6 protein-coding genes and 3 pseudogenes are annotated in these 5,415 nt (G+C 72.6%); 5 read left to right on the top strand and 4 right to left on the bottom strand.

Annotation, left to right across the window (positions count from 1 at the left end):
* Positions 1-826 (top strand): annotated as a pseudogene (locus EAO75_RS34115) (hypothetical protein); the annotation flags it as partial.
* Between the two features lie 29 nt (positions 827-855).
* Here EAO75_RS34115 and EAO75_RS34110 read toward each other — a convergent pair.
* Entirely contained in the window at positions 856-1,269 is a 414-nt protein-coding gene (locus EAO75_RS34110) for an organic hydroperoxide resistance protein (RefSeq protein ID WP_147999038.1), read from the bottom strand.
* A gap of 116 nt (positions 1,270-1,385) precedes the next feature.
* Between EAO75_RS34110 and EAO75_RS34105 the strand changes: the two genes are divergently transcribed.
* The 3 genes from EAO75_RS34105 to galE are packed head-to-tail and all read left to right on the top strand — an operon-like array spanning position 1,386 to position 3,447.
* Positions 1,386-1,862: a MarR family winged helix-turn-helix transcriptional regulator gene (locus EAO75_RS34105; RefSeq protein WP_147999037.1), complete on the top strand. Its 477-nt coding sequence runs from the start codon at positions 1,386-1,388 to the stop codon at positions 1,860-1,862.
* Positions 1,863-1,882: 20 nt separating this feature from the next.
* Positions 1,883-2,437, top strand: coding sequence for a hypothetical protein (locus EAO75_RS34100; RefSeq protein WP_147999036.1), 555 nt, complete (start codon positions 1,883-1,885; stop codon positions 2,435-2,437).
* Between the two features lie 29 nt (positions 2,438-2,466).
* Complete coding sequence (gene galE, locus EAO75_RS34095) at positions 2,467-3,447, top strand: UDP-glucose 4-epimerase GalE (protein WP_147999035.1); 981 nt, start codon at positions 2,467-2,469, stop codon at positions 3,445-3,447.
* A 75-nt stretch (positions 3,448-3,522) separates the two neighbouring features.
* Here galE and EAO75_RS34090 read toward each other — a convergent pair whose 3' ends face one another.
* Together EAO75_RS34090 and EAO75_RS34085 are read right to left on the bottom strand one after the other, a co-directional pair.
* Positions 3,523-4,167 (bottom strand): LuxR C-terminal-related transcriptional regulator, encoded by a 645-nt coding sequence (locus tag EAO75_RS34090; RefSeq protein ID WP_147999034.1) that lies wholly within the window; start codon positions 4,165-4,167, stop codon positions 3,523-3,525.
* Between the two features lie 76 nt (positions 4,168-4,243).
* Positions 4,244-4,882 (bottom strand): TetR/AcrR family transcriptional regulator, encoded by a 639-nt coding sequence (locus tag EAO75_RS34085; RefSeq protein ID WP_147999033.1) that lies wholly within the window; start codon positions 4,880-4,882, stop codon positions 4,244-4,246.
* Between the two features lie 210 nt (positions 4,883-5,092).
* Between EAO75_RS34085 and EAO75_RS47760 the strand changes: the two are divergent.
* A pseudogene (locus tag EAO75_RS47760) lies at positions 5,093-5,197 on the top strand (ABC transporter permease); the annotation flags it as partial.
* Here the strand turns inward: EAO75_RS47760 and EAO75_RS34075 are convergent.
* Positions 5,189-5,415, bottom strand: a pseudogene (locus EAO75_RS34075) (ABC transporter permease); the annotation flags it as partial. The pseudogenes EAO75_RS47760 and EAO75_RS34075 sit on opposite strands and share 9 nt — an antisense overlap.

The raw sequence follows: 5,415 nt of genomic DNA, 5'->3' as shown, positions 1-5,415 counted from the left end.
GTGGGGGGCCGCCGTGGTCGTGCGGTGGGGGGTGACGGCGGGGACGGCGGTGCTCATCGCCTGGGCCTGGCCGTACTTCGATGTGTTCGCACTGGCCGGGGACCACAGCGTGGACTGGATGCACCGGCGGCTGTACGAGCAGTTCCCCGGGCGGTTCTGGCTGGCGCTGCTCGGGCTGCCGGCGCTGTGGCTGCGGTGGCGGGGCTCCCGGCGCGATCCGCTGGTGCTGCTGTTCGGCCTCGACTGTCTGCTCGTGGCGTACGGCTGGGTCATCGGCCACTACACCTACGGCAGGATCCTCGGACTCACCCTGGTGCCGCTCCAGTTCGCGCTGGCGGTGGAGCTGGCGGCGCCCCGGCCGTGGAGCAGGGCGCGCCGGGTGCTGGGCGGGGCCGCGGCGGCCGGGGCCTGTGTCGGGTTCCTCACCGTGCAGGGCGGGGCGGTGGTGCCGCGGGCGCTGGATCCGGTGGGGCTGGAGCAGCCGTCGCGCTGGCCGTCGTACGCCTGGGTGGCACGGCATGTGGGGAAGGGCGAGGTGGTGATCTCCGACGGGCACTATGCCCCGCGCTCCGTGCCCGGGTACGGGCCCGACCTCGCCGCGCCGATCTGGCCCGATCCCGCCCTGGACGAGCGGGACCGGGAGCGGCGGATCGCCGATGTCCGCGCCTACCTCTCCCCTACGTCGACCCGCGCCGAGCGCACGGCCGTCGCCCGCCGCTACCACGCGCGCTGGCTGCTGCTGACGCGGTGGAAGCGGGTACCGGGCGAGGCGGTGGTGGTGGCGTGGAGCCGGGAGACGGGGGAGGTGCTGGCGCGGATCGGGTGACGGGCGCCGGGCGCCGGGGTTTTGCGGTCTTACTCGATGACGAGGTCGACGTCGATGTTGCCGCGGGTGGCGTTCGAGTAGGGGCAGACCTGGTGGGCCTGCTCGACCAGCTTGCGGCCGGTCTCCTCGTCCAGGGTGTCGGGAAGCTCCACGCGCAGCGTCACCTTCAGGCCGAAGCCCTCGCCCTGCTTGCCTATGCCGACCTCGGCGGTGACGGCGGCGTCCGAGACGTCGACCTTGGCCTGGCGGCCGACGAGGCCGAGCGCGCTGCCGAAGCAGGCGGCGTAACCGGCGGCGAACAGCTGCTCCGGGTTCGTGCCCTGGCCGTTGCCGCCCAGCTCCACCGGCGCGGCCAGCTGCAGGTCGATCTTGCCGTCGTTGGAGACGGCGCGACCCTCGCGGCCGTGGGTGGCGGTGGCGACAGCGGTGTAGAGCGCGTCCATGGAAACCATCCCTCTCAAGTCACTTCCGGCGGCTCCGTTGGCGGCCGCCGACGACAAGTAGAGCACACAATTCAATTGCGCACAACTAAGTGACGGGCGCGAGCTACCCTGGAGGCATGACGACCACGCCCACGGCGGACTGGCTCCGCCTCGACCAGCAGATCTGCTTCTCCCTGAACGCCGCCTCGCGCGCCTTCGGCGGCGTCTACCGCGTGGTCCTCAAGGACCTCGGGCTCACGTATCCGCAGTACCTGGTGATGCTGGTGCTGTGGGAGCACGGCGACCTGCCCGTGAAGAAGCTGGGCGAACACCTGCGCCTGGACTCCGGCACGCTGTCGCCGCTGCTCAAGCGGCTGGAGACGGCCGGCCTGGTACGCCGGGAGCGCAGCGCCCGCGACGAGCGCTCGGTGGAGGTGCGGCTGACGGAGGAGGGCGTCGCGCTGCGCGAGCGGGCGTTGCAGGTGCCGCGCCGGATCGCCGCGGCGACGGGCTTCGACGAGGACGCGATCGGCGAACTGCGGGAACGGCTGGACCTGCTCACCGCGGCACTGGACTCGGCGGCGCTGGAGGAGCCGCGGGGGCTGGAGGCGTGACAGGCGGCGCYGYGGGGGCCGTGGGGGTCCGCCTCCTCCCCCTCGCCGTCGACGCCGAACTGCGGCCACGCGCGCGTGCCGCCCTCCTCCGGCTGCGTCTGCACGAGCTGTACGGCCGACCACACGCCGGCCGACGCCACGAGCCCCACCGTCGTACGCGGTCCCGCCGTCCGCCCCGTCACCCGGCACCGCCACTCCACTTCCAGCGCCTCCGGGCCCGCCTGCGCCACTCGGCCGTACAGCTCGTGCAGACGCAGCCGGAGGAGGGCGGCACGCGCGCGTGGCCGCAGTTCGGCGTCGACGGCGAGGGGGAGGAGGCGGACGGGGCGCGTGCGTGGGATCTGCGGGTGCGGGTGCGCTTCCGGGGCGGCGCGTATCGCGAGGTCACGGCGCAGGCGCGGGCGGGCGCCGGTCTGCCACGCCGTCGCGCCGTGATGAGCGCCCGGCACGCCGTCGTACTCGTCCAGCCGTACACCACACACTCCGGGGCGCTGGCACTGCGCGTAGCCCCCGGTTTGCCGGAGGCCATGTCAGTGGCCCGCGACAGGCTCCGCCGCCTGCTTCACTGTCACTGACACGCACCATGACGAGGGGACGGCCGCACATGACCTGGCTGATCACCGGCGGCGCCGGCTACATCGGAGCGCACGTCGTACGGGCGATGACCGAGGCGGGTGAGCACGCCGTGGTCTACGACGACCTGTCCACCGGCATCGCCGACCGCGTGCCGGACGGCGTACCCCTCGTCGTCGGCTCGACCCTGGACCGCGAGCGCGTCGCCCGCGCCATCGCCGCCCACCGCATCACCGGTGTCGTCCATCTCGCGGCGAAGAAGCAGGTCGGCGAGTCGGTGGAGCTGCCCCTGCAGTACTACCGGGAGAACGTCGAGGGCCTGCGTGTCCTCCTGGAGGCCGTGACGGCGGCGAACGTGACGTCCTTCGTCTTCTCCTCCTCGGCGGCGGTGTACGGCATGCCGGACGTCGACCTGGTGACGGAGGAGACGCCGTGCGTGCCGATGTCGCCGTACGGCGAGACCAAGCTGGCGGGCGAGTGGCTGGTGCGGGCGACCGGCCGGGCGACGGGCCTGTCCACGGCGTCGCTGCGCTACTTCAACGTGGCCGGCGCCGCCACCCCCGAGCTCGCCGACCTCGGTGTCTTCAACCTCGTCCCCATGGTCTTCGAGAAGCTGACGGAGAACGCGCCCCCGCGCATCTTCGGCGACGACTACCCCACCCCCGACGGCACGTGCATCCGCGACTACATCCACGTGGTCGACCTGGCGGAGGCCCACGTGGCGGCCGCCCGCGCCCTCCAGGCCTCGCCGGGCCATGACCTCACCCTCAACATCGGCCGGGGGGAAGGCGTTTCGGTGCGCGAGATGATCGACCGGATCAACGCCGTCACCGGCTACGACCGCCCGCCGACCGTCACCCCGCGCCGCCCCGGCGACCCGGCCCGCGTCGTCGCCTCCGCCGACCGCATCGCCACCGAACTGGACTGGAAGGCCAAGCACGACGTCCAGGACATGATCGTGTCGGCGTGGGCGGGATGGGTACGGCAGCATCCGGAGGCCGCACGCAGCTGACGCGACCCGGCCGGCCACGGCCACGGCCCCGGCCCCGGCCCCGGCCCCGGCCCCCTAGGCATCGTCCGCCGTCGGCTACGCGTTGTTCAGATACGTCAGCACCGCCAGCACCCTGCGATGCCCGCTGTCGCTCTGCGGCAGGCCGAGCTTGAGGAAGACGTTGCCGATGTGCTTGTGGACGGCGCGTTCGGTGACGACGAGGGTCTTGGCGATGGTCGCGTTGTCGTGGCCCTCGGCCATGAGGGCCAGCACCTCGCGCTCGCGCGGGGTGAGGGAGTCGAGGGGCGACTCGGCGCGGCGGGTGAGGAGTTCGGTGACGACCTCGGGGTCCAGGGCGGTGCCGCCGGCCGCGACCCGCTCCAGGGCGTCGAGGAACTCGTCCACCCGGCCGACGCGGTCCTTGAGCAGATAGCCGAGGCCGCCCGCGCCGCTCGCGAGGAGTTCGGCGGCGTACGACTCCTCGACGTACTGGGAGAGCACCAGGACCGGCAGCCCGGGCAGTTCCCCCCGCGCGGCGAGTGCGGCGCGCAGCCCCTCGTCGCGGAAGTCCGGCGGCATCCGCACGTCGAGCACGGCCGCGTCGGGTCGGTGCTCCAGCAGCGCGGGCAGGATCTCGGGGCCGGTTCCGGCGACGGCCACGACCTCGTGCCCGGCCGACGTCAGCAGCAGGACGAGGCCCTCGCGCAACAGGGCGTTGTCCTCGGCGATCACGACTCTCACGGCACTTCCGCCTCTACTCCGGTCACCGCGCGCGGTGACGCCACCTCGCTACGACGGGCGGTCGCGCGCAGCCTACTCACAGAGCTCTGAGGGCATGTGCGGTGGCACGGGCCAGGGCGTCCAGGTAGCCCTGGGGCACCTTGGGGCTGCGGATCACCACGGAACGCCAGTACAGCGGACCCGAGATCAGATCGAGGGCCAGCTCCTCGTCGATGCCCGCACGCACCTCGCCGCGCTTCTCCGCTGCCATCACGATGCCGCTGGCCACGCTCGCCTGCCCGTCCCGCAGCGCCTTCTGCACCGCCTCCGCGATCTCGGGGCTGCGGGCGGCCTCGGCCTGGAGGTCCGGGAGGATCTGCGAGGCCAGCGGGTGCCGCAGGGCGCGCGCGGTCACCTGGTAGAGCATCCGCAGATCCCCTTCCAGGGAGCCGGCGTCGGGGACGGGCAGCCCCATCACCGCCACCGCCGACACCACGTCCAGCACCAGGTGCAGCTTGGAGGGCCAGCGCCGGTACACCGCGGTCTTGCCGACGCCCGCCCGGCGCGCGATGCCCTCGATCGACATGCGCGCGTAGCCGACAGCCGCCAGTTCCTCGAAGACGGCCGCCCGGATCGCCTCCGTCACGTCCTCCCGGAGCACGGCCGCCCCGGCGGGGGCCCGGCGGCGCGCAGGCGTCTGGGGCTGGTCGGCATTGGTCGTCATACGGTCCAGCATAGGGCGTTACGACGATACGGTCCCGTCCCCACGTGACCGTCCCTCCGTAGCCGTAACCTCGCTCACGTCACGACGAAACGGTTGCGTTCCGACGCCCCGTGGACCTACGCTCACGTTGCGACGATACGGTCCCGTCCCGACGTAAGAAAACGTGAAGAGTCACGTAAGAGAACGTCGCCGCACCCCTCCCCCCGAGCGAAAGCAGCGGATGTGAGCCAGGTCCTCGACACACCGCCCCCGACGACACCCGCCCCGGCCCACGCCGACCTCTCCGGCCTCGCGGCCCGGCACGGCCTCGCGGTCAGCGGTGCCCGCCATGATCGAGCTCTGGGTGAAGGTCCACACGAACACGCCCGTCACCAGGAACGGGATGTAGTCCGGCACGCCGTGGCTGGTGCCCAGGAGCATGCCGAAGATGAAGTAGTACACCGCCGCGTTCAGCAACGGCGTCATCACCTGCCAGACCTGGCCGAGCTTCGCCTGGCTGTACTGGGCGGTGAGCTTGGCGGTGGCGAAGGCGCTGATGAAGTGGC

Source organism: Streptomyces sp. UW30 (genome assembly GCF_008042075.1).
In the GTDB taxonomy this organism is placed as follows: domain Bacteria; phylum Actinomycetota; class Actinomycetes; order Streptomycetales; family Streptomycetaceae; genus Streptomyces.
Note: the sequence above shows the minus strand (reverse complement) of the source record. Positions and strands in the feature narration are given on the sequence as shown.